We start from the raw sequence: 22,097 nt of genomic DNA, 5'->3' as shown, positions 1-22,097 counted from the left end.
AGAGGAGCGCGGTTGTTTGTGTTCGATGGGGTGGGGGTGTTTTGTGTGGGGTGGGGTGGGTGGGGGGGGGGGAGGGGGAGGGGGGGGGGGCTTTTTTTTTCCTCCCCCCCCCTTCCGCATGTCCGGGAAACTCAGGGCACCGTACGCTCGATCGCGGCCGATCCCTCCTCGTCCAGCTCCCGCTGGGCCCGCGCCACGTTCTCCGGGGTCGGGTCCCGACCCTCCGCCACGGCCAGGTCCTCGGCCTCCCAGGGCTGCTCGCCCCCGGTGCGGTAGTCGGCGGCATTGTTCGAACCGGCGCCGTACGGGTCGCCGAGCAGATCCTCGGTCTCCGGGAAGTCCCCGGGATCGGCGCCCGGTTCGAGGAACCTGGGTGTGTCCCGGTCCGGCTGGCCGCGCTCGGCGAGCTGCGGCACGGTCGTGTCGTCGTCGACGGCATCCGCGAACGCCGGATCGTCCTCCACCGGCCGGATGCGCTCGCGATCGGTCATCGTTGTCCTCCGTCATCATCGGCGGTTGCCTGAACCCCGCGCCCAGCAGCTCCCCCCGCTGCCCGCCGGCCTCGGTCCCTGCCGGCCTCGGCCCCTGCTGGCCCGCTGCCTGCTGGCGTCGGTCCCTGCTGGCCCGCTGCCTGCCGGCCTCGGCCCCTGCTGGCCCGCTGCCTGCTGGCGTCGGTCCCTGCTGGCCCGCTGCCTGCCGGCCTCGGTCCCTGCTGGCCCGCTGCCCGCTGGCCTCGGTCCCTGCTGGCCCGGCTGCCTGCTGGCCCGGTCCACTACTGACCCCGTGCCTACCCGCCTACCCCACCCAGCCGCCGTCAATCGGGGCGCATCACAGATCTTGGAACCCTGCTACCCCCCAAGGGGTGACAGGATTCCAAGATCTGCTCCGGGGCGGGTTGTCTTGGGGCGGGGGTGCCCGGGGGCGGGTGCTCGGGGGTCAGGGGGTGTTGGGGGGGTCGGGGGCTTCGGTCGGGCGTAGAAATGCCCAGCCGAGCATGAAGAGCCCGAAGGCCAGCATCCCCAGACCGGCCCAGAGGTTGATCCGGACGCCCTGCGCCTTGTCCAGTTCCGTCCGGCCGTCGAACACACCCATCAGGGTGACGATCAGCCCGTACACCGCGAACAGCCCGCCGATCACCCGGCGGATGTCGAACAGTCGTGCCGCGGCGGACCGCCGCTGCTCCCGCTCGGTCTCCTCGACCAGCGCGTCCTCGCCGGTGCCTCCGCCGGAGGCGCCGGAGCCGCCAGCGGCACCGGAGCCGCCGGGCGCCGTGCCGGCGGCACCGGCGCCGCCGGGCGCGCTGTCGGCGGCATCGGAGTTGCCGGGCGCGGTGTCGGCGGCCTCGGAGGCGGTTCCGGGAGCGCGGTCGGTGTTGTCGTCCATGACGCGGGACCTCCTAGAAGACCGGGATGTAGAACAGGATGGCCAGGGCCACGGCGATCGTGCCGAGCAGCACCGGGTTGCGGTACCAGACCCGGTCGCCCACCAGCGTGTCGCCGTGCAGGTCGACGCCGCCGAGGCCGGACACCAGGCCGCGCAGGTCGGACTCGGGCTTCGGGCTGGTCATCGGGGTGACGATCGCGGCCACGACGAGCACCAGCAGGAAGGCGATGCCCGCTCCCCAGAAGCTCTCCTCCAGGTCCGAGTTGAAGTGGACGACGCCACCCTTGTAGAAGAGGTACGTCGCGAGCGCGCCGAGCGTGCCGACCAGCAGCGACCAGAAGCCCGCCCAGGCGGTCATCCGCTTCCAGAACATGCCGACGATGAACGTCCCGAACAGCGGGGCGTTGAACAGCGAGAACAGCGCCTGGATGTAGTTCATGATGTTGCTGAACCCGGCCGCGATGAACGCCGTGCCGATGCCGACCAGCACGCCCACCACGGTGGCCACCCGGCCCACCTTCAGGTAGTAGTCGTCGGACCGGTCCCTGCGGATGTACGCCTGCCAGATGTCGTAGCTGACCACCGTGTTGAAGCCGCTCACGTTGGCCGCCATGCCGGCCATGAACGAGGCGACCAGGCCGGTGACCGCGATGCCCAGCACGCCGTTGGGCAGCAGGTCCCGCATCAGCAGCGGGATGGCGTTGTTGTACTGCAACGCGCCCTTGTCGGCGCCCAGGCCCTTCACGGTGACCAGTGCGATCAGGCCGGGGATGACCGTCACGGCGGGGATCAGCAGCTTCGGGTACGCCCCGATGATCGGGGTACGTCGGGCCGCGCTCATGTTCCGGGCCGACAGCGCCCGCTGCACCTCGGCGAAGTTCGTCGTCCAGTAGCCGAAGGAGAGCACGAAGCCCAGGCCGAAGACGATGCCCCACCACTGGGCGCCCAGCGGGTTGTCTGTGCTGCCGGTGTCGGCCCAGGCGTGCAGGCCGGCCTCGCCGAGCTTGCTGCCGCGGACCGCGTCCAGCAGGCCGTTGACGCCACCCACCTTGACCAGGCCGATCACGGTGATCGGGATCAGTCCGGCGAGGATGACGAAGAACTGCAACACCTCGTTGTAGATGGCCCCGGAGAGCCCGCCGAGCAGGATGTACGCCAGCACGATCGCCGCGCCGATGATGATGGCCACCCAGAGTGGCCAGCCGAGCAGCGCCTGCATGATCAGCGCGAGCGCGTACAGGTTCACGCCGGCGATGAGCACCTGGGCCAGGGCGAAGCTGAGCGCGTTGAGCAGGTGCGTCGGCTTGTTGAACCGCAGGCGCAGGTACTCCGGAACGCTGCGTACCTTGGAACCGTAGTAGAAGGGCATCATCACGATGCCCAGGAACACCATGGCCGGTACGGCGCCGATCCAGTAGTAGTGGACGGTCATCATGCCGTACTGGGCGCCGTTGGCGGCCATACCGATGATCTCCAGCGCCCCGAGGTTGGCCGAGACGAAGGCGAGACCGGTCACCCAGGCGGGAAGGGAACGACCGGACAGGAAGAAGTCGACGCTGGTACGGATCGCTCGGCGCGCCGCGAACCCGACACCGAGCACGGTGACGAAGTAGAGCGCGAGAAGGGTGTAGTCCAGCGCGTTCATGTTGAGTCTCAGGCCGCCGCCATCCACGCCGTCACCTTCAATCCACATCGATTGATCCACAGACGTTGCGTGCCGGCTACTACCCCGGTGTTCGGCTGTTCACGCGCGATTTTTTGGGCGGAAACCCCACCCTGGGCGCCTGTTCGGGACACCGGGGACCGATCGGTACGGGTTGCTTGCGTTGATCAAGGCGTTTGTGCCACCAGGCAATGCCTTCGGTGACGCAAACGCCTTGATCAACGCATGGGTTGGGTGGGGCTGTGGGTTGGGTTGGACGGCGGGTGTCAGAGGCCGAGTAGGCGGTCCAGGAAGTCGCGGTAGCGGCGGACCAGCACCCGTAGCTGCTCGGTGTCGTCCGAACCGCCCTGTCGCCAGGTGCCCAACTCGTCCTTCTGCGTGGCCAGCGCCGTGGCCAGCGCCTCGATGGCCTCGTCGACCAGGCCCTGTGCCTCGCCGACCGCGGCCCGCGGGTCGTCGACGAACCGGAGCTGCACGTCCCGCCAGCGACTCCGGAACTCCTGGGCGGAATCCGAACCGATCAGGGCGGCCACCGGCTCAGTCGGCACGGCTCCGGGCAGCATCCCGCCATCGGCCGCGGCACCGGTCGGGCCGGCCGTCGTCGAGGTACCGGTCCCGGCCGCCGTCGCGCCGGCGGCACCGGCCAGACCGGCGGCACCGGCGACCCCGGCCGCCTCCACCACCGACCCGTGTCCGTCCTTGGCGGGACCGTCGGGACCGTCGGGACCGTCGGGACCGTCGAGATCACGGTCGTCGGCGAGGCCATCGTGGTCGAGGTCGGCGCCACGGTCGAGGTCGCCGTCGTCAATCAGGCTGTCACGGTCACCGTCGTCGGCGAGGCCAAGGTCACGGCCGTTGGCTGGGCCGAGGTCACGGCCGTCGGCGAGGCCGAGGTCACGGTCGTTGGCGCGGTCGAGGTCACGGTCGTCGACGGGGCCGTCCCGGTCAAGGTCCTCGGCGGTACGGCCGTGAACGGTCTCGGTGGCGCCGCCGTCGTGGTCGAGATCGGTGTCTGTATCGAGATCGCTGTCGAGGTCGTTGTCCAGGTCGGTGCGCTGGGTCGGGGCGCCGTTGACCAGACCGTCCCGGCTGCGGTCCGCGTCGACCTCGTCGACGTCGTGCTCGGTGGCCCGCTCCTCGCCGGCCAGGGCGGAGGCGGCGACGGCACCGCCGGGCGTAGCGGCACCGAACGCGGTCGGCTGCGGGGCCGGGTCGTGGAACTCGGTCCGCTCGTCGTCCCGCTCACCGGGTCCGTCGAACGGCGCGTCGACGTCGCCGGGTCCGTCGAGCGATGCGTCCGGCTCGCCGGGTCCGTCGGACGATGCGTCCGGCTCGCCGGGTCCGTCGAGCGATGCGTCGCCGGTCGTCCGGTCACCCGGCACCGGCTCGTCGTCGAGCAGGTCGCTGTCGCGCGCGTCGGTGAGCTGGTCGTCCAGCGCCGCCCCCTGGGCGCGGGTGTCGGGCAGCCCGTCCCGGTCCGGGTACCCGGCCTCCGCGTACCCGGCCGTTTCAGCATCCGGCTGTCGCTCGTCGTCGACCAGCACGGGATCGTCGAAGGAACCGCCGTCGTCCAGTCCGTCGTCGGCCGCGTCGTCCAGTCCGTCGTCGGCCGCGTCGGCGTCCGTCCGGTCAGCCGGCTCGTTGTCCGTCCGCCCCGCGTCGTCCGCCAGGGTGTCGTCGGCCGGGGTGTCGTCAGTCGGGGTGTCGTCAGTCAGAGTGTCGTCGGTCAGGGTGTCGTCGGCCCGGTCCGGTCCGTCGTCCGCCCGGTCCGGCGGGGGTACGGGAACCGGGTTGGACTTCACCACGTCGGGGTGCTCGTCGTTGATCTGGTCCTGGTGGCGCATGGCGGTGGCCTCCTCAGCGGCTCGGGGTGTCCTGGGGGGTGTCCGGGAGGCTGTCCCGGGTCTGCGCGACGGGTTCCCCACCGAGCAGGTCGGCGAAGAGGGCGCGGTAGTGGACCACGGCCTGTCGCAGTTGCTCGGTGCTGGCCTCACCCCGGCCGTTGGCCAGGTTGATCTCGTGGGCGTCCCGGTAGTTGGTCAGGGTGCGGGCGTGCTCGACCGACAGGTGCGCGAGCTGGTCCTCGTAGTTCTCGGTGGGGTAGCCGCGCTCGGCCACCAGCCGGGTGACCAGCTCGTCGGCGGCACCGACCGCCTCGCCCGGCGCGTCGACGAAGCGGGCCTGGATCTCCTCCCAGGCGCTCGCGTAGCGCTGCCGGGACTCGTCCGACAGTGGGTTCAGGGTGAGTTCGGCGTGCCGGCGTTCCCGTTCGCGCAGCTCCCGCTCCGCGGCGGACCGGCTGTCCTGCTCGGCGACCACCCGGTCGTACTCGGGGCCGAACCGGTTGCGCAGGGCACGGCGGCGGTTGGCGACCAGGACGGCGGCGATGACGGCCGCGATGATGACGACGACGATGACGAGGACGACTATCGAGGTAGGCGACATGGTTCCTCCTTCTGCGGAAGCGGTATTCCCGCTCAGCAGTGATCGCCAATCCCGATCCGGGGCACTTTCCCGGTATGCTTCATGACCACTTTGCAATGCCGCATCCTCTCCGCAGCATCTCTGGGTGAAAGGCCCGGTCCGTACTCCTCTCGAACCCGGACAATGCACCCGGGCATGCCTGGGCGGTCCGTGCTCGCATATCCTGTGCCACGAACAGCACGAGGGTGGTGATCGATGGACGCGCTGGGCTCGACGGACGGCGCCGCCGTACGCCGGCTGCCGGTCGCGTTGAAGATCCTCATCGCCGGCGGCTTCGGGGTCGGCAAGACCACCCTGGTGGGAGCGGTCAGCGAAATCCGGCCGCTGCACACCGAGGAGGTGCTGACCAGTCTCAGCGCCGACACGGACGACCTCACCGGGGTGGAGACCAAGACCACGACCACGGTCGCCATGGACTTCGGCCGGATCACCATCAGCGACCAGCTCCAGGTCTACCTGTTCGGCACGCCCGGCCAGGCCCGGTTCTGGTTCCTCTGGGACGAACTGGCGTACGGCGCGCTGGGCGCCGTGGTGCTGGCCGACACCCGGCGGCTGGCCGACTGCTTCCCGTCGATCGACTACTTCGAGGAGCGCGGCATCCCGTTCGTGGTGGGGGTCAACAGCTTCGACGGCGTGCCCCGGTTCGGTGTGCCGGCGGTCCGTGAGGCGCTCGACCTGGAGCCCGAGGTGCCGGTGCTGCGGTGCGACGCCCGGGACCGGCAGTCCGGTCGCGATCTGCTCATCGCCCTGGTCGAGTACGTGGCGCAGCGGCGCGGTGAGCTGGTGGCGGCCCGGTAGCCGGACCGGATGCGCCGGATCGGTCCCGGGTGATTGGATCAACGGGTGATCGGTCCAGGCGGAACGGAGCACCGGTGACCAACGACGGCCCCATCTTCCATGTCGGCTGCTACACGCAGGTCAGCGGCGGTCGCGGTACCGGCGTGGTGGCCGCCCGACCGGACCCGGTCACCGGCGCGCTCGAACCGTTGGAGACGGTCGCGGTCACCCCGTCGCCGTCCTTCCTGGCCCGGCACCCGACCCGGCCGGTGCTGTACGCGGTGAACGAGCTGGCCGAGGGCACGGTCAGCGCCTGGCGGGTCGGCCGGCACGGCGCGCTCACCGAGTTGGCGGTCCGGTCGACCGGTGGTGACAGCCCCTGTCACCTGGCCGTGGCGCCCGACGGCGGGCACCTCTTCGTGGCCAACTACGGCAGCGGCAGTGTGGCCGTCCACCCGCTGGACGCCGACGGGGTGCCGGGGGAGCGCACCGACCTGCTCAGCCACGAGGGACACGGTCCGGACCCGGAGCGGCAGGATCGGCCCCACGTACACATGGTGGTGCCGGACGGTGTCGCGCTGTTCGTGGTCGACCTGGGTACCGATGCCGTCTACCGGTACGGGTTGGACAGCGCTGCCGGCCGGCTGATCCCGGGAGGTCGTACCCACACGCCGGCCGGCACCGGCCCGCGGCATCTGGCCCGCCACCCGGATGGCCTGCGGTGGTACCTGAGTGGGGAGCTGGACGCCAGCGTGACGGCGCTCGACCGGGACGACGCCGGCCGCCTGCACCTGCGGGACCGGGTCGCCGCGAGTCGGCGGACCGGGCACGTCCAGCCGGCCGAGATCGCGGTGTCGGACGACGGGCGGCACCTGTACGTCTCGAACCGCGGCGTTGGCACGGTTTCGATCTTCGAGCTTCCGTCCGGGGCGGCGCCGCGGTACCGTACCGAGATCTCCACCGGTGGATCATGGCCGCGGCACTTCGCGCTGGTGGGGGACCGGCTGTACGTCGCCGACGAGCGGGCGCACCGGGTGACCACCTGGGCACTGCCGGTTGCCGACGGATCGCCCGAGCAGGTCGGCGTGGCCGCGGAACTGGGCAGCCCCACCTGTGTTCTTCCTTAAATTTCCTCTAACGGCGTAATCCACTGCCGGCCCCGATCGACCTCGCGTACGGCGCAAAAGGTGCGTATCTCCGTGCGGAATGCCATGACGTAACCACTCATAGTGAAAATGTGGGGATGAACAGTTTCTACTGAGTAACTTTGGTCCGAACGTACGTGGCAGGTATCTCCGCAGGTCCGCAAAATCGTCAGCGTGTCAGGCCGCCATCGCAATCATGGACGTATCAGTGGAGTGGGCGCCGTCGCCGGAGCGATGGCGCTGGTCCTCGTCGTGGCGGGGGTGTGGCTCGGGTACCGCCGGCTCGTCCAGCCGGCCTGCGCCGGACAGCTCAAACTCCGGGTCGCCGCGACGCCCGAGATCGCGCCGGCGGTGCAGGACGTCTCGAACCGGTGGGCCGCGGACGGGGCCGCCGTCGAGGGCGTCTGCGTCGCCGTGGAGGTCAGTGCGGCCCAGCCGGTCGACGTGGCCGCCGGGGTGGCCGGCCAGCACGGGGTGAACCTGCCGGGCGTCGGCCAGGCGAGCGGCACCGACGTCGCGCCCGACGTCTGGATTCCGGACTCGTCCACCTGGCTGCTCCGGTTGCAGAGTGTCGCCTCGGGATTCGAGCCGCTCAACCGGGCCTCGATCGCGCGCAGTCCGGTGGTTGTCGCCATGCCCGAGCCGGTGGCCGCGAAGGTCGGCTGGCCGAACAAGAAGTTGACCTGGACCACCCTGCTCGGCCAGATCACCAACGGCGCGGGCCTGCGGACCGGGATCGTGGAGCCGACCCGGGACGCCGCCGGGCTGTCCGGGCTGCTCTCGCTCGGCCAGGCCGCCAGCGGCAGCGCCGACGCGCAGAAGAGCAGCACCAAGGCGATGCGCGCGCTGGCCACCGGGCGGTCGCTGCTGCGCGATGACCTGCTGGCCCGGTTCCCCCGGTCGGCCGAGCCGGCGGCCATCGCCTCGTCACTCGCCGCGGCCTCGCTGTCCGAAGAGGACGTCATCGCGTACAACGCCAAGAAGCCGCCGATCGCGCTCGCCGCGCTCTACCTGGAACCGGCCCCGCTGTCGCTCGACTACCCGTACGCGGTGATGCCCGGCACCCAGGCGCCGCAGTCCAAGGCGGCCGAGGGGCTGTTCAAGGTGCTCGGCACCCAGGGTTTCCGGGATCGGCTCGGCGCCCAGGGGCTGCGCTCGGCGGACGGCACCTTCACCCCCGGTTTCGCCGCGCCGCAGGGCGCACCCAGCCCGGCCGGTACCGACCCGGCGGCCTCGGCGCCGACCTCGGGTGGCAGCGCGGCGGCCGGACTGGATCCGGTCGTGGTGGACCGGGTGCTGTCCAGCTGGTCCATCTCCACCCAACCTGGCCGGATGCTCGCGGTGATCGACGTCTCCGGCTCGATGAAGGACGAGGTTCCGGGGGTCAACGCCAACCGCGAGCAGGTGACCGTGCAGACCGCCGTACGCGGCCTGGAACTCTTCGACGACAGCTGGGAGGTCGGCCTGTGGACCTTCTCCACCAACCTGGTCGGTAAGCGGCCCTGGCGGGAACTGGTCCCGATCGGGCCGCTGAGCTCCCAGCGGGACGCCCTGCAGCGGTCGCTTCCGGCGATCGTGCCGAGCAGCGGCAACACCGGTCTGTACGACACGACCCTCGCGGCGTACAAGACCGTGCAGTCCGGCTGGCAGCCCGGCCGGGTGAACTCGATCGTGCTGTTCACCGACGGCAAGGACGAGAACCCGGGTGGGATCAGCCAGCAGCGGCTGCTCTCGGAGTTGAAGCGGCTCAACGATCCCGACCGGCCGATCCAGGTGGTCATCCTCGGCATCGGTACGGACGTCAACCAGAACGAGTTGAAGTCGATCGTCAAGGTCACCGGTGGCGGCGTCTTCGTGACCGAGGATCCCTCGAAGATCGGGGACATCTTCCTCAAGGCGATCGCACTGCGGGCGCCGGCCAACCGGTAGGTACGACCACCGGCCAACCGGTGGGTCCGGGCACCGGCCAACCGGTAGGTACGACCACCGGCCAACGGTGGTTCGGGCGCGGGCCGACCGGTGGGTCCGGGCACCGGTCGACGGGCGGGAACGTCCGTTGGCCGGTTCGCCGGTCCACGGCCGGGTTCGTCGGCCGGTTGACGACCACGGACCGCCAACCAACCCGGCCGGTTGGCGACGGGCTGTGCTGGTGGACGACCGGTCGTGCTGGTGGACGGCCGGTTGTGCTGGTGGACGGCCGGTTGTGCTGGTGGACGGCCGGTACGACCCGGCTGGTGGCTGACGACCGTCAATCGGTGAATCGCAGCCCGCGGGCCGGCTGATCGGGCCGACGATCGGCGAATCGCACTGGTGGTCCGTCGATTCGGACCGACCGGCCGATGTGTCCGTTCATAATGACGGCGAGCGACGTTACCCTAACTAGCAGTCACAGCGGAAGGGTTGGCGGCACCGATGAAAAGACGGTGACATTAATCCGTCGGAGGTCTTTCCTCGTGATGTTGATCGGTCAAACTGTCCTGAGGGTGCGGGACTCGAGGGCAGGGCTGCCGCGCCTGGACAACATACCCCGCAGGGAACAGGGGAGGCGTCGTTGACCTCGGCGACCGTGCTGAATCCCGTCGCTACGCGGCCGGCTGCCGGAACCGGGCCGGCGAGCGACGGCCCACAGGTACGCAAACGTTCCTACCTACGCGCGGTCGTGCTCGTCGACACGGCGATCATCACGCTGGCGGTGCTGAGCGGCTACGTCGCCCGGTTCCGGGGTGAGCAGCCGCGCGGCTCGGACATCCCGTACGCGCTCATCGCGCCGATCCTGGTCGGGGTCTGGCTCGCCTCGCTGCGGTTGCTGCGCTGCTACGACGCCCGGGTGGTCGGCTACGGCGCCGACGAGTACCGCCGGGTCATGTCGGGCAGCCTGCGGCTGGCCGGCGCCCTCGCGATCATCGGCTACATCGCGGACGTGGGGGTCTCCCGGGGTTTTCTCGGGATCGCCTTCGTGACCGGCACCGTGGGGCTGGTGATCGGCCGGTTCTGCGCCCGCAAGGTGCTGCACCGGGCCCGGGTGCGTGGCGTGGGCTGGTCCCGCCGGGTGCTCGTGGTCGGTGACGCCGCGCACATCCTGGAGCTGGTCGGCACGCTGCGCCGGGAGCCGTACGCCGGTTACGAGGTGGTCGGCGCGTGCATCCCCGACGCGCTGCTCGCCCCCGTGCCGCAACGCCTCGGCGACGTGCCGGTGATCGGCTCGTTCCGGTCCATCATGGAGTCCGCTCAGGGCGTCTCCGCCGACACGGTCGCGGTCACCGCGTCCAAGGAGCTGACCGCGACCCGGTTGCGGCGGCTCGGCTGGCAGCTTGAGGGGACCGGGATCGACCTGGTGGTGGCGCCGACCCTCACCGACGTGGCGGGGCCACGGATCCACACCACGCCGGTGGCCGGGCTGCCGCTGATCCACGTCGAGGCGCCGGAGTTCCGGGGTGTCCGGAAGCTCGTCAAGGAGCTGGTGGACCGGACGCTCTCGCTGATCGCCCTGGCGGTGATGCTGCCGGTGCTCGTACTGATCGCGTTGGCCATCAAGATCGACAGTCGTGGTCCGGTGATCTTCCGGCAGACCCGGGTCGGAATGGGTGGCCGGGAGTTCGGGGTCTTCAAGTTCCGGACCATGGTGATCAACGCCGACGCCATGCTGGCCGAGTTGATGGCCCGGAACGAGACCGACGGTCTGCTGTTCAAGATGCGCGACGATCCCCGGGTGACCCGGGTGGGCCGCCTGCTGCGCCGCTGGTCGCTCGACGAACTGCCGCAGTTCGCCAACGTGCTGCTCGGCCAGATGAGCATGGTCGGTCCACGCCCGCCGCTGCCGTCCGAGGTGGCCCGCTACGACGGCGACGTGGCCCGGCGCCTGCTGGTCAAGCCCGGGATGACCGGTCTGTGGCAGGTCAGCGGTCGGTCCGACCTGCCCTGGGAGGACGGCATCCGGCTCGACCTCTACTACGTGGAGAACTGGTCGCTGGCCAGCGACCTGACCATCCTGTGGAAGACGCTGGGCGCCGTGGTCGGCAGCCGCGGCGCCTACTGACCCGGCCGCCCGGGAGGTCTACCGACCGGCCGGCGGTTCCTCGCGCCGGCCGCGCCAGTCGAGACAGACCACCACGGCGTCGTCGACCAGATCGCTGCCGACGAACGCCCGCAGGTCGGCCAGCAGCGAGCGGACCGCCTGCAACGGCGCCAGCGGCCCGGACCGGCGGACGAACCGGTCGAGGGCGGCGCCGCCGTAGCGGCCCGCCTCGGCCGCCGCGTCGTGTACGCCGTCGCTGACCACGTACAACCGGTCACCGGCGGACAACTGGAAACTCTGGGGGCGGTAGATCGAGCCCTCGAACATGCCCAGTGGGAACTGCTCGTCCAGGGCCTCGTGGGTCACCTCACCGGCCCGCAGCCGCAGCAGCCGGGGCGATCCCGCGTCGACGGCGGTCACTACGCCGGTGTCCAGCTCCACCTCCAGGAGCAGGGTGCCCAGGTACTGCGCCCCCTGGTGGTACGCCCACACCGCCTGATCGGCCAGGGCGGCCTGGTCGGCGAGCGGGAGGCCGGCCCGACGCGCGTTCCGGAGCGCGTTGGTGGCGAGCGCGGTGAGGCTCGCCGCGGTGACCCCGTCACCCATGCCGTTGATCACCGCCAGCCAGACCCGGTGACCGTCGTCCGACCAGTCGAAGCTGTCCCCCCGTACGGCGTACGCCGGTTCCAGTTGGCCGGCCAGCCCGAACGAGGCGCGTTCGCGGCTGCGGCCCGGAAGCAGTTCCCACTGCATCTCGGCCGCCAGCGTGAGCCGGCGGCTGCGGGCGGCCAGGGCGTACCGGTCGGTGCCGGCCCGTACGGCGGCCAGTTCGTGCGCGAGCAGGGTGGCGACCTCGGCCAGCTCCACCCGGATCTCGGCGCCCGGCCGGGCGCCGGTGACGGCCAGCACACCGGTGCGTTCACCGCGCATGGTCACCGGGAAGTACCCGACGTCGTCCTCCTCGACCGGCTGCTGGTGGTCGAAACACCGCCAGGCGGGGTCGCCCGGGTGGGACCGCGCGGCGCCGCCGTCCAACGGAAGCAGGCTGGCCAGCCGGTAGTCGACCTGGAACAGCCGGACGGCGGAACAGCCGTACGCCGCCGCCAGCGGCTCGGCGAGACGCTCGACGAGTTGGTCGGCCGGCGCCTCGATCAGGCACCGCCGGATCATGGTCATCCGGTCGGCCATCGGCGTCCTCTCGTTGGTGCGAAGCCGCAGGTGAGCGGGGTAATGTCGGATCACCATGATTGAACAGGGCAGACTCGACGGCGCTGACACCGGGCCGGCCGACGGCGGCGCTGCGGACCCCGTGACGGCCGTGGCCGCCACGGTGGATGGCGCCACGGCCGCACTGCTGGCCATCTGGGACGCCGCCCGGGAGAGCGCCGCCGGCCAGCTGTCCAGTTCCCAGCTGCGCGCCCTGATCGTGGTGCAGGGCAGCGACGGAATCAACCTCCGTGGCCTGGCCCGGCACCTCGACATGCTGCTCTCCTCGGCGAGCCGGCTGGTCGACCGGCTGGTCGCGGCCGGCCTGCTCGACCGCGAACCAGGGCGTATCGATCGCCGGGAGATATCCCTGCACCTCAGCCCGGCCGGGGTGGCCCTGCTCGACGCGCTGCGCACCGAACGCCGGGCCCGGTTGAGCCAGGTGCTCGGCGGGATGAGCCAGTCCGGGCGTCAGGCCCTGGTACGCGGCCTCAGCGAGTTCGACGCGGTGGCCCAGAACGCTACCCCGCCGGTCGCCCAGACCCCAGCCCCGCCGGCCGCCTGAGAGGAAGGGCACCCTGTTATCGCTTTTCGTATAGCAGGGGCCCCCTTTTAACGGCCGTGTCGGTTTCTAGCGCCCGGTTCGGGCCAGCCAGCGTGCCGGCTGGGCCAGCACCTCGCGGGTCACCGAACCGGCAGCGCCGAGGACGGCCGCGTCCGGGCCCAGCAGCGCCGGGCGTACCACGACCGGCGCCCAGCCGGTGGTGACCACCCGCGTGGACAGCTCGGCCCGGAGCGGATCCAGCAGCCAGGGTGCCAGTTCGGCGTACCCTCCGCCGAGCAGCACGGTGTCCAGGTCCAGCATGTTCACGGCGCCGGCCACCACCATGCCGAGGGTGTGGGCCGCCCGGTCGAGCGCGGCCAACGCCGCCGGGGCGCCGGCCCGGGCCAGCTCGGCGACCCGGCTCAGCGGCGCGTCCGGCCCCGGGCCGCCGCCGCCGAGCCCGGCCGCCGCCAGGATCGCCTCCTGCCCGGCGTACTGCTCCAGACAGCCCCGGGCACCGCACCGGCAGGGCGGGCCGGTCGGATCCACCGGTACGTGCCCGAGTTCCCCACCGAAGCCCCGGGCTCCCCGGTAGAGGGCGCCGCCCAGCACGATCCCGGCGCCGACGCCGATCTCGCCGGAGACGTACAGGAAGCTGGCGGGCGCGCCGGGGGCGTGCAGTTCGCCGAGGGCCGCCAGGTTGGCCTCGTTGCCCACGGTCAGGTCCGCGATCCGGCCGGCCAGCAGCGCCGGTACGTCAACGTCGGCCCAGCCCAGGTTGGGCGCCCGCCGGACCACCCCGGCGGGGTCGACCAGGCCGGGTACCGCCAGCGTCGCGCCGGCCAGGCGCAGCCCGGCGTCCTCGGCGGCCCGCCGCGCGGCCGTGGCCAGCTCGGCCAGCCGATCGAGGGCGGTACGCGGGTCCAGCGGGCGCAGGTCGATCCGGTGTACCGCGCGGTGCCGTACCTGGCCGGTGAGGTCCACGACGCAGGCCGCGAGGTAGTCGACGTTGACCTCCAGGCCGAGCCCGGCGGCGCCGTGGCCGGCCAGTACCAGCCCCGCGGCCGGCCGACCGGCTCTGGCGCGGGGCGCCGGATCGACCTCGGCCACCAGTCGTCCCCGCAACAGCTCGTCGGCCAGCGCCGAGACGGTCGCCCGGGTGAGCCCGGTGGCGGTCGCCAGCTCGGCCCGGGACGGCGGTCGGGCCGCGCCGGCGATCCGGCCGAGGACCAGGGCGAGGTTGTGGACCCGCAGCCCGGCCTGCCGGATCGGTACGTCCGTCGCACCGTTGGTCGGGTTGCTCGTCGCGGCGCTGGCCGGGCTGCTCGTCGCACCGTTGGCCGGGTTGCTCGCCGGGTTGCTCGTCGCGGCGCTGGCCGGGTTGCTCGTCGGCGCGTTCGTCCGGGTGGGCGGGCGGCCGTCGGCGGCGGCCGGGGGCGGGGGGACCGGGGGCACCTCTTGACAATGCCATAACGAGGCCCAAATAATTCAGCCGGTAAACAAATTGTCACAGCGCTGGAGGCATTCGATGGCACCGTCACCCAGCCCCGCCGACCGGTTCTCGTTCGGCCTCTGGACCGTGGGTTGGCCGGCGCGCGACCCGTTCGGCGACGCGACCCGGCCGGACCTGGACCCGGTGGAGACGGTGCACCAGCTCGCCAAGCTGGGGGCGTACGGCGTCACGCTGCACGATGACGACCTCATCCCGTTCGGCTCAGACGCCGCGACCCGGGACAAGACCGTCGCCCGGTTCCGCTCGGCCCTGGAGGCGACCGGCCTGGTGGTGCCGATGGTGACCACCAACCTGTTCACCCACCCCGTCTTCAAGGACGGCGCGTTCACCAGCAACGACCGGGAGGTCCGGCGGTTCGCCCTGCGCAAGGCGCTGCGCAACCTGGACCTCGCCGCCGAGTTGGGCGCGCGGACGTTCGTCATGTGGGGCGGCCGGGAGGGCGCCGAGTACGACCTGGCCAAGGACGTGCGGGCCGCGCTGGACCGCTACCGCGAGGCCGTCGACGTGCTCACCCAGTACGTCCTCGACCAGGGCTACCAGCTGCGGTTCGCCCTGGAGCCCAAGCCCAACGAGCCGCGCGGTGACATCCTGCTGCCCACCGTCGGGCACGCGCTGGCCTTCATCGGCAGCCTCGCCCACCCGGAGCTGGTCGGGCTCAACCCGGAGGTCGGGCACGAGCAGATGGCCGGGCTCAACTTCGCGCACGGCATCGCCCAGGCGCTCTGGCACGGCAAGCTGTTCCACATCGACCTCAACGGTCAGCGCAGCATCAAGTACGACCAGGACCTCGTCTTCGGGCACGGCGACCTGATCAACGCCTTCGCGCTCGTCGATCTGCTGGAGAACGGCGGACCGGACGGCGGGCCGAGCTACGACGGTCCCCGGCACTTCGACTACAAGCCGTCCCGGACCGAGGACATCGCCGGGGTGTGGGCGTCGGCCGAGGCGAACATGCGGACGTACCTCCTGCTCAAGGAGCGGGCCGCCGCGTTCCGCGCGGACCCGGAGGTCCAGGAGGCGTTGGCCGCGAGCAAGGTGGCCGAGCTGAGCCAGCCCACCCTGGACCAGGGCGAGACGTACGGCGACCTGCTGGCCGCGCCCGAGGCCGACGCCGAGACGCTGGCCAGCCGGGGCTTCGGCTTCGTCCGGCTCAACCAGCTCGCCGTCGAGCACCTGCTCGGCGCCCGCTGACCCGCTGTCCTCGACGATCCCGCACCCGCTGGCGAGCAGGCGGCCCGAGCGCCGCCGGTGACCCGGCAGGTGCGGGATCGTCCGGATCATGGAAAGGACCGACGGATGCCGTTGGTGGCCGGGGTCGACTCGTCGACCCAGTCGTGCAAGGTCGTGATTCGGGACGCCGAGACCGGTGAGCTGGTCCGGCAGGGCCGGGCGAGCCACCCCGAGGGCACCGAGGTGGATCCCTCGGCCTGGGAGTCGGCCCTGGCCGAGGCGGTCGACGCCGCCGGCGGTCTCGACGATGTCGCCGGGGCGGCGGTGGCCGGCCAGCAGCACGGAATGGTCTGCCTCGACGAGGACGGCGCGGTGGTGCGACCGGCTCTGCTCTGGAACGACACCCGGTCCGCCGGTGCCGCCACCGAGCTGGTGACCGAGTTCGGCGGCGGCGAGACCGGCCGGCGGTACTGGGCCGACGCGGTGGGCAGCGTGCCGGTGGCCAGCTTCACCATCACCAAGCTGCGCTGGCTGGCCCGGCACGAGCCGGCGGCGGCCGAGCGGGTCGCGGCGGTCTGCCTGCCGCACGACTGGCTCACCTGGCGGCTCGGCCAGGGTCGCGTCCGGGGCGTCGGTGGCGGGTCGGGCCGGCTCGACCTCGCGGCGCTGCGGACCGACCGCGGCGACGCCAGCGGTACGGGCTACTGGTCACCGGCCACCGGCGACTACCGGCCGGACCTGCTCGAACACGCCTTCGGCCGGACGCCCGCCCTGCCTGCGGTGCTCGGTCCCGCCGAGGTCGCCGGCCGACTGCCGTCCGGAGCCCCGCTCGGGCCCGGCACCGGCGACAACGCGGGCGCGGCACTCGGGGTGGCGGCCGGGCCGGGTGACGTGATCATCTCGATCGGTACCTCCGGGGTGGTCTCCAGCGTGGCCGAGGTGCCAGCCGCCGACCCGAGCGGCGCGGTCGCCGGGTTCGCGGACGCGACCGGGCGGTTCCTGCCGCTGGTCTGCACCCTCAACGCCGCCGGGGTGCTCGACGCCGCCGCGACGATGCTCCGGGTCAGCCTCGACGAGTTGTCCGACCTCGCGCTGCGCGCGCCGGCCGGCGCGGACGGCCTGGTGCTGGTGCCGTACCTGGGCGGGGAACGGACCCCGGACCGGCCGGCGGCGACGGCCGCGCTGCACGGCCTGACCACCCGCACCACCACCCCGGAACACCTCGCCCGGGCGGCCGTCGAGGGCATGCTCTGCGCCCTCGCCGACGGGCTCGACGCCCTCGTCGGCCAGGGCGCCCGCGCCGACCGGGTGCTGCTGGTCGGCGGGGGAGCCCGCTCCGAGGCGGTACGCCGGATCGCGCCCCAGGTGTTCGGCTGCCCGATCGCCGTACCCCCGCCCGGCGAGTACGTCGCCGACGGCGCGGCCCGGCAGGCCGCGTGGGTCGCGCTCGGCGGCGCGGAACCGCCGTCGTGGTCGATCGCCACCCCGCAGGAGTACGGCGCCGATCCGGTACCGGCGATCCGGGAACGGTACGCGCAGGCTCGCGAGCTGACCCTCGACCGGTTGCCGGACTGATCCACCCGGGCACGCGTGGCTCCGACAATCGCCACACCAGCCAATAGACTTCCACAAGCAAGCCGTAACGGTTACCGTCAAGCAGAAGTTCGGCTGACACGTCAGACGGCCGTGCGCGTGGAGGGGCAGATGAATGCAGGGCTAGACACGCAACCGAGCGCGGCTACATACGATCTAGAGGACCTGATCACCGAGGCGTGGAACGGAGGAATTCGCGTTCCGCACTTCCAGCGTGACTTTCGATGGGGCCAGCGGGATGTAATTCGGCTATTCGATAGCATCGTTCGTGGATATCCCGTAGGGAGTCTTCTGCTTTGGGTTAGGCGATCGCCGGGCCAGCGGATAACTCTCGGGGCGCTCGAAATAGCTGCTCCAGCATCAGATAATACCCTGTGGGTCGTGGACGGTCAGCAGCGGATTACAAGCTTAGCGAATGCTTTGCATCCGGAGGGTAATCGACACACGCCCTTCAACATCAGCTATGACCTAATTGACCGGGAATTTATACCCCCTCCGGCTATTCAAGATCCGCGCTATATCCCCTTGCCCGTTCTATTCGATCTGGATAAGTTGTTGGACTGGTTTGCGGGGCCTGGTCAGGGCGTGTCGGAATACTTTCCAGAGGCGCGTCGGATTGCCAAGCTCTTGCGCCAATTCAAGGTTCCGGCTTACCTGGTCAAGCAAGACGATGAAGAAATCTTAACCGACATCTTCGATCGGATGAACAATTATGGCAAACGACTAAGTCGGGCAGAGATATTCTCTGCCCTATTCGCGGGGCCAGAAGAAGGTGCCCGGGATCGACTCTCGATTGGTCGGATCGGAGAGCGCATTGCAGCGCGAACGGGATTCGGCGTCATCGATGATGATACGATCTTGGCTGCAATCCTCGCCCGACGCGGCCCTGATCCGACCCGTGAGATTCGGAATGAGTTCGACGACGCGCGCCGTCGTTTTGGATCGGAATTTCCAGGTGAAGATCGAGATACGGCCTACGCGGAGGGCGAGCGAGCCTTGGTGCGGGCAATTGGGTTCCTCCAGGACTACGCTGGGGTGCCGCACCTTTCGCTGTTAGCTTATCGGTCTTTGCTGGTCGTTTTAGCAAGGTTCTTCGCTCACTTCCCCGAACCTCGTGAGAGGAATATCCAATTATTGCGTCGCCTATATTGGCGAGTTGCGGTCTCTGGACCTGCTGTATTCAAGGGAAGTTTTACCCAGATTAGCCGCGCCTTATCTGCCCGTATCAGGCCCGGCGATGAAAGGGCTTCGATCCATGGTCTTATCGGAGCGATGGACGAGGCGAGGCCCTCCATGCCAAACCCGGAGCGCTTTAAGGCGAACGAAGCGGGTGCCAAGATTATTCTTTGCTCATGGTGGTCCCTTCGGCCTCGATCTCCGTATACGGCTGAGCCGTACGAGCTTCGGGATCTAAGTGATTTGCTTGCCGACCAAACAACCGCAGCGCCAGCTGTCAGAAGAATCTATCCGAGAGGCCTTGCGCCGCGCGAGCAGCTCTTGTCGGCTAATCGCCTATTCGTTCCTACGTCAGTCGACCCTGTCGATGAGATGGTGAGCTTGTTAACCCGCCAGCCGCTAGGAGTGAACGATTCCGCTTGGGATTCGGTTCTTAACTCGTATTGCTTGAATCGGGATATGCTACAGGACTACGAGAAGGGAGACAGGGAAATCTTCCTGCGTCGTAGACAGGACGTCGTTACTCGACGGCTATCAGGATTCCTTCAGCGGATGGCTGAGTGGGACTACGAGGATACTCCATCACTGGATGTCCTCGAATTCGACGACCTCGATGAGCTAGAAGATAATCCCAATGCCGCTGCATGACAAATTCTATGCAGTCCTGCTGCATGGACAGCGTATCGGCACGTTGGTGCAGCGTGGGGACTACGTGCGTTTCCTATTGAATCAGGAGTACCTCGAAGATGCGAATCGCCCTGTGCTTGGGTTACGTTTCGAGGAACGGCTTAGAAAGCCGTATGCTTCTGCCTTGCGCTTGCCGCCTTGGTTCTCGAACTTACTGCCTGAGGGTCCTTTGAGGGAGTGGATAGCCAGCGAGAGAGGTGTCTCGCTCGATAGGGAGATGGAGCTACTTGCTCAAGTCGGTCACGATCTCCCAGGTGCTGTACAAGTTCTCGAAGCTCCGGATAGTGACGTTGACGTGGAGGACGACTGGTCTGGGGAGGCGGGCCGTGTTGCTCCACGGATAGCTATACCGACAAGCATATGGAGGTTCTCCCTCGCTGGCGTTGCTCTAAAATTCTCAATGATCGCCAGGGCTGACCGTCTCACGGTGCCGGCAGTGTACGAGCGAGGAGATTGGTTAGTTAAGTTTCCCGATTATCGGTTCGCCAACGTACCCACTAACGAATATGTGATGATGGCGATGGCGAACGCGGCGGGAATCGATGTCCCTGAAATCCGGCTAGTGAACCGAGATGAGTTAGAAGGTCTGCCGGATCGTATGTGGCCCAACGACGAAGAGTGGGCTTTCGCTATTCGGCGTTTCGATCGCTGTGAAGGCGAGTCGGGACTGGTGCATATCGAGGACTTCGCTCAGGTGCGAGATGTTTATCCCGAGCGTAAGTACCAAGGTTCTATGGAGACTGTTGCGGCGCTCTGCTATCGCTCCGGGGATACGAGCGCCCTGCAAGAGTTCGCGCGTAGACTGGCCTTTCTGGTGTTGATCGGGAATGGCGATGCGCACATGAAGAACTGGTCTCTTATATACCGGGACAGGCGGATCCCGACGTTATCCCCAGCATATGATCTGGTTGCGACTCAAGTCTACCGAAGGTCGGGCGATGGTCCGGAGGATCTCGGACTCAAGTTCGGCGGTACGACCAAATTTGATTCGATCACCTTGAGTTCCTTCGCGCGGCTCGAAGCCCGGCTGAGTTCCCGCCTTGGCGAGGTCGATGCGTCACTGGAGTTAATCGCGGAGCAGGTGGTGGAAAAGGTAATTAACGTTTGGCCAGGATACGCGGACAGCTTGTCGAGCGTTGGGCTTGCCAAGGGCGTTGATCAATGGATCCAGACCCGCGCGGCGATGCTTCTTAGGAAGAATTAAGGACCTATAATGACGGGCACTTCGCGTGTTGATGAGCCAAACCCTACTCACCCCCCCAGGCTTCGTTAACCTGTGCCAGACATAGTCCCCTCTCCAATAGAGGTAAGCGATGGGCCCTTCTGGCGGGGGAGCACGGGGCACCGGTACTACAGCGTGGTCGTCTTCATCGTGCTGGCGTCGCTGGACAACGTGGCGATCGGGCTCGTACCGCCGATCTACTCGTCGCTCGGCGCGGCCTTCGCGGTGCCACAGCGGAACATCGGGTACGTCACCGCGGTCTCCTTCCTGGTCAGCGCGGTGGCCGCGGTCGGCTGGGCGTACGTGGGCGATCGGACCGACCGCAAGCCGCTGCTGATGGTCGGCACCCTGATCTGGGCGGCCGGCATGGCCGGCAGCGCGTTGGCCGGGGGATACCAGGTGTTCTTCGCGGCCCAACTGGTCGCCGCGGTGGGGCTGGGTGCGGTCGGCTCGGTCGGCTTCTCCGTGGTCACCGACCTCATCTCGCCCCGCCGGCGCGGGCTGGTGATGAGCTTCTGGGGGCTGTCCCAGGGCGTCGGCACGCTGGCCGGCACGCTGGCCGGTGGGATCCTCGGCGCCACCGACTGGCACCGCCCGTTTCTCGTGCTCGCCGGCGCCGGGGTGCTGGCCACGGTCGCGTACCTGTTCACGTACGACATCCGGCGGGGGCAGAGCCAGCCCGAGTTGGCGGACGCGCTCGCGGCCGGCGCCGAGTACGACTACCGGATCAGCCGGTCCGACCTGCCGCGCATCCTCGGCCGCCGGACCAACGTCTGGCTGGTCCTGCAGGGGTTGACCGCGCAGTTCGCGTTCGGCTCGCTGGTCTGGCTGCCCTTCCTGTTCAGCAACCGGGCGCTGGCCCAGGGCTACTCGTCGGCCACCGCGATCGTGGTGGGCAGCGTCTTCGCGACGCTGTTCCAGCTCGGTGGGGTGCTGTCCATCGTCGGCGGGCTGGTTGGCGACGCGCTGCAACGCCGTACCGCCCGGGGCCGGGCCCTGGTGGCGGCGGTCGGCGTGCTGGCGGCGGTGCCGTTCTACCTGGTGTTGTTCTTCGTGCCGCTCCGGGTCGACGTGCCGGACGGCGCGGGTGCGGGCGCGGTGGTCAGCGCGGTGCTGGCCAGCGTGGTGACCGAGCCCACCGTCGGGCTGAGCCTGCTGGCGGCCGTCCTCGCGCTCGGGCTCACCTCGGCGAACTCGCCGAACTGGTTCGCGCTGATCGCCGACGTCAACCCGCCGGAACACCGGGGCACCGTCTACAGCCTCGGCAACCTGGTGAACGGGGTGGGCCGGGCGGCCGGCAACGGCCTGGTGGGCGTGGCGTTCGGCGCGCTGCGGACGGCGTTCCCGCCGCCGCTGAACTTCGCCGTGGGGCTGGCCGCCTTCCAGCTGTTCTTCATCCCGACCGGCATCATGTACTGGTGGGCCTCCCGGAGTTCGCCCCGGGACATCACGGCGGTACACCGACTGCTTGAGGACCGTGGCCACCGCGACTGACCGGGACCGGGGCGTTAGGAAGGGC

General features: G+C 69.7%; 17 protein-coding genes. 10 read left to right on the top strand and 7 right to left on the bottom strand.

The window, feature by feature from the left end:
• Positions 1–131: 131 nt before the first annotated feature.
• The 5 genes from ACXN5W_RS23475 to ACXN5W_RS23455 all read right to left on the bottom strand — a co-directional run bounded on the left by ACXN5W_RS23475 (position 132) and on the right by ACXN5W_RS23455 (position 5,491).
• Positions 132–491 carry a hypothetical protein gene (locus ACXN5W_RS23475; protein WP_473160510.1) on the bottom strand — a complete coding sequence of 120 codons (360 nt, stop codon included), beginning with the start codon at positions 489–491 and terminating at the stop codon, positions 132–134.
• A 445-nt stretch (positions 492–936) separates the two neighbouring features.
• Positions 937–1,383, bottom strand: coding sequence for a hypothetical protein (locus tag ACXN5W_RS23470; RefSeq protein WP_473160509.1), 447 nt, complete (start codon positions 1,381–1,383; stop codon positions 937–939).
• A 13-nt stretch (positions 1,384–1,396) separates the two neighbouring features.
• Complete coding sequence (locus ACXN5W_RS23465; RefSeq protein ID WP_473160508.1) at positions 1,397–3,076, bottom strand: sodium:solute symporter family protein; 1,680 nt, start codon at positions 3,074–3,076, stop codon at positions 1,397–1,399.
• Positions 3,077–3,312: 236 nt separating this feature from the next.
• Positions 3,313–4,890, bottom strand: a complete 1,578-nt coding sequence (locus tag ACXN5W_RS23460; protein WP_473160507.1) for a hypothetical protein — start codon at positions 4,888–4,890, stop codon at positions 3,313–3,315.
• Between the two features lie 13 nt (positions 4,891–4,903).
• On the bottom strand, positions 4,904–5,491 hold the full coding sequence (locus tag ACXN5W_RS23455; RefSeq protein WP_473160506.1) for a hypothetical protein: 588 nt from the start codon (positions 5,489–5,491) through the stop codon (positions 4,904–4,906).
• A gap of 234 nt (positions 5,492–5,725) precedes the next feature.
• On the opposite strand from ACXN5W_RS23455, the gene ACXN5W_RS23450 reads away from it, so the two are divergent.
• The 4 genes from ACXN5W_RS23450 (at position 5,726) to ACXN5W_RS23435 (ending at position 11,488) form a co-directional block, all read left to right on the top strand.
• The gene (locus tag ACXN5W_RS23450; RefSeq protein WP_473160505.1) at positions 5,726–6,328 is read left to right on the top strand and encodes a GTP-binding protein; all 603 of its coding nucleotides are present in this window, start codon (positions 5,726–5,728) and stop codon (positions 6,326–6,328) included.
• Between the two features lie 74 nt (positions 6,329–6,402).
• On the top strand, positions 6,403–7,434 hold the full coding sequence (locus ACXN5W_RS23445; RefSeq protein WP_473160504.1) for a lactonase family protein: 1,032 nt from the start codon (positions 6,403–6,405) through the stop codon (positions 7,432–7,434).
• 252 nt (positions 7,435–7,686) lie between these two features.
• Positions 7,687–9,381 (top strand): VWA domain-containing protein, encoded by a 1,695-nt coding sequence (locus ACXN5W_RS23440; RefSeq protein WP_473160518.1) that lies wholly within the window; start codon positions 7,687–7,689, stop codon positions 9,379–9,381.
• A gap of 622 nt (positions 9,382–10,003) precedes the next feature.
• Positions 10,004–11,488 (top strand): sugar transferase, encoded by a 1,485-nt coding sequence (locus ACXN5W_RS23435; protein ID WP_473160503.1) that lies wholly within the window; start codon positions 10,004–10,006, stop codon positions 11,486–11,488.
• A gap of 18 nt (positions 11,489–11,506) precedes the next feature.
• Here the strand turns inward: ACXN5W_RS23435 and ACXN5W_RS23430 are convergent, their stop codons facing one another.
• Positions 11,507–12,655 carry a PP2C family protein-serine/threonine phosphatase gene (locus ACXN5W_RS23430; RefSeq protein WP_473160517.1) on the bottom strand — a complete coding sequence of 383 codons (1,149 nt, stop codon included), beginning with the start codon at positions 12,653–12,655 and terminating at the stop codon, positions 11,507–11,509.
• Positions 12,656–12,710: 55 nt separating this feature from the next.
• Between ACXN5W_RS23430 and ACXN5W_RS23425 the strand changes: the two genes are divergently transcribed.
• Positions 12,711–13,238, top strand: coding sequence for a MarR family winged helix-turn-helix transcriptional regulator (locus tag ACXN5W_RS23425; RefSeq protein WP_473160502.1), 528 nt, complete (start codon positions 12,711–12,713; stop codon positions 13,236–13,238).
• 66 nt (positions 13,239–13,304) lie between these two features.
• Here ACXN5W_RS23425 and ACXN5W_RS23420 read toward each other — a convergent pair whose 3' ends face one another.
• Positions 13,305–14,471, bottom strand: a complete 1,167-nt coding sequence (locus tag ACXN5W_RS23420; protein WP_473160516.1) for an ROK family protein — start codon at positions 14,469–14,471, stop codon at positions 13,305–13,307.
• A gap of 274 nt (positions 14,472–14,745) precedes the next feature.
• Between ACXN5W_RS23420 and xylA the strand changes: the two genes are divergently transcribed.
• The 5 genes from xylA (at position 14,746) to ACXN5W_RS23395 (ending at position 22,072) form a co-directional block, all read left to right on the top strand.
• The gene (xylA, locus tag ACXN5W_RS23415) at positions 14,746–15,921 is read left to right on the top strand and encodes a xylose isomerase (RefSeq protein WP_473160501.1); all 1,176 of its coding nucleotides are present in this window, start codon (positions 14,746–14,748) and stop codon (positions 15,919–15,921) included.
• 105 nt (positions 15,922–16,026) lie between these two features.
• On the top strand, positions 16,027–17,475 hold the full coding sequence (locus ACXN5W_RS23410) for a xylulokinase (protein ID WP_473160500.1): 1,449 nt from the start codon (positions 16,027–16,029) through the stop codon (positions 17,473–17,475).
• Positions 17,476–17,604: 129 nt separating this feature from the next.
• The gene (locus tag ACXN5W_RS23405) at positions 17,605–19,317 is read left to right on the top strand and encodes a DUF262 domain-containing protein (protein ID WP_473160515.1); all 1,713 of its coding nucleotides are present in this window, start codon (positions 17,605–17,607) and stop codon (positions 19,315–19,317) included.
• Positions 19,304–20,560: a type II toxin-antitoxin system HipA family toxin gene (locus ACXN5W_RS23400; protein WP_473160499.1), complete on the top strand. Its 1,257-nt coding sequence runs from the start codon at positions 19,304–19,306 to the stop codon at positions 20,558–20,560. The genes ACXN5W_RS23405 and ACXN5W_RS23400 overlap by 14 nt, the downstream gene beginning before the upstream one ends.
• Positions 20,561–20,656: 96 nt before the next feature.
• The gene (locus ACXN5W_RS23395; RefSeq protein WP_473160514.1) at positions 20,657–22,072 is read left to right on the top strand and encodes an MFS transporter; all 1,416 of its coding nucleotides are present in this window, start codon (positions 20,657–20,659) and stop codon (positions 22,070–22,072) included.
• The last annotated feature ends 25 nt before the right edge of the window (positions 22,073–22,097 follow it).

Source organism: Plantactinospora sp. A48 (assembly GCF_055793945.1).
Note: the sequence above shows the minus strand (reverse complement) of the source record. Positions and strands in the feature narration are given on the sequence as shown.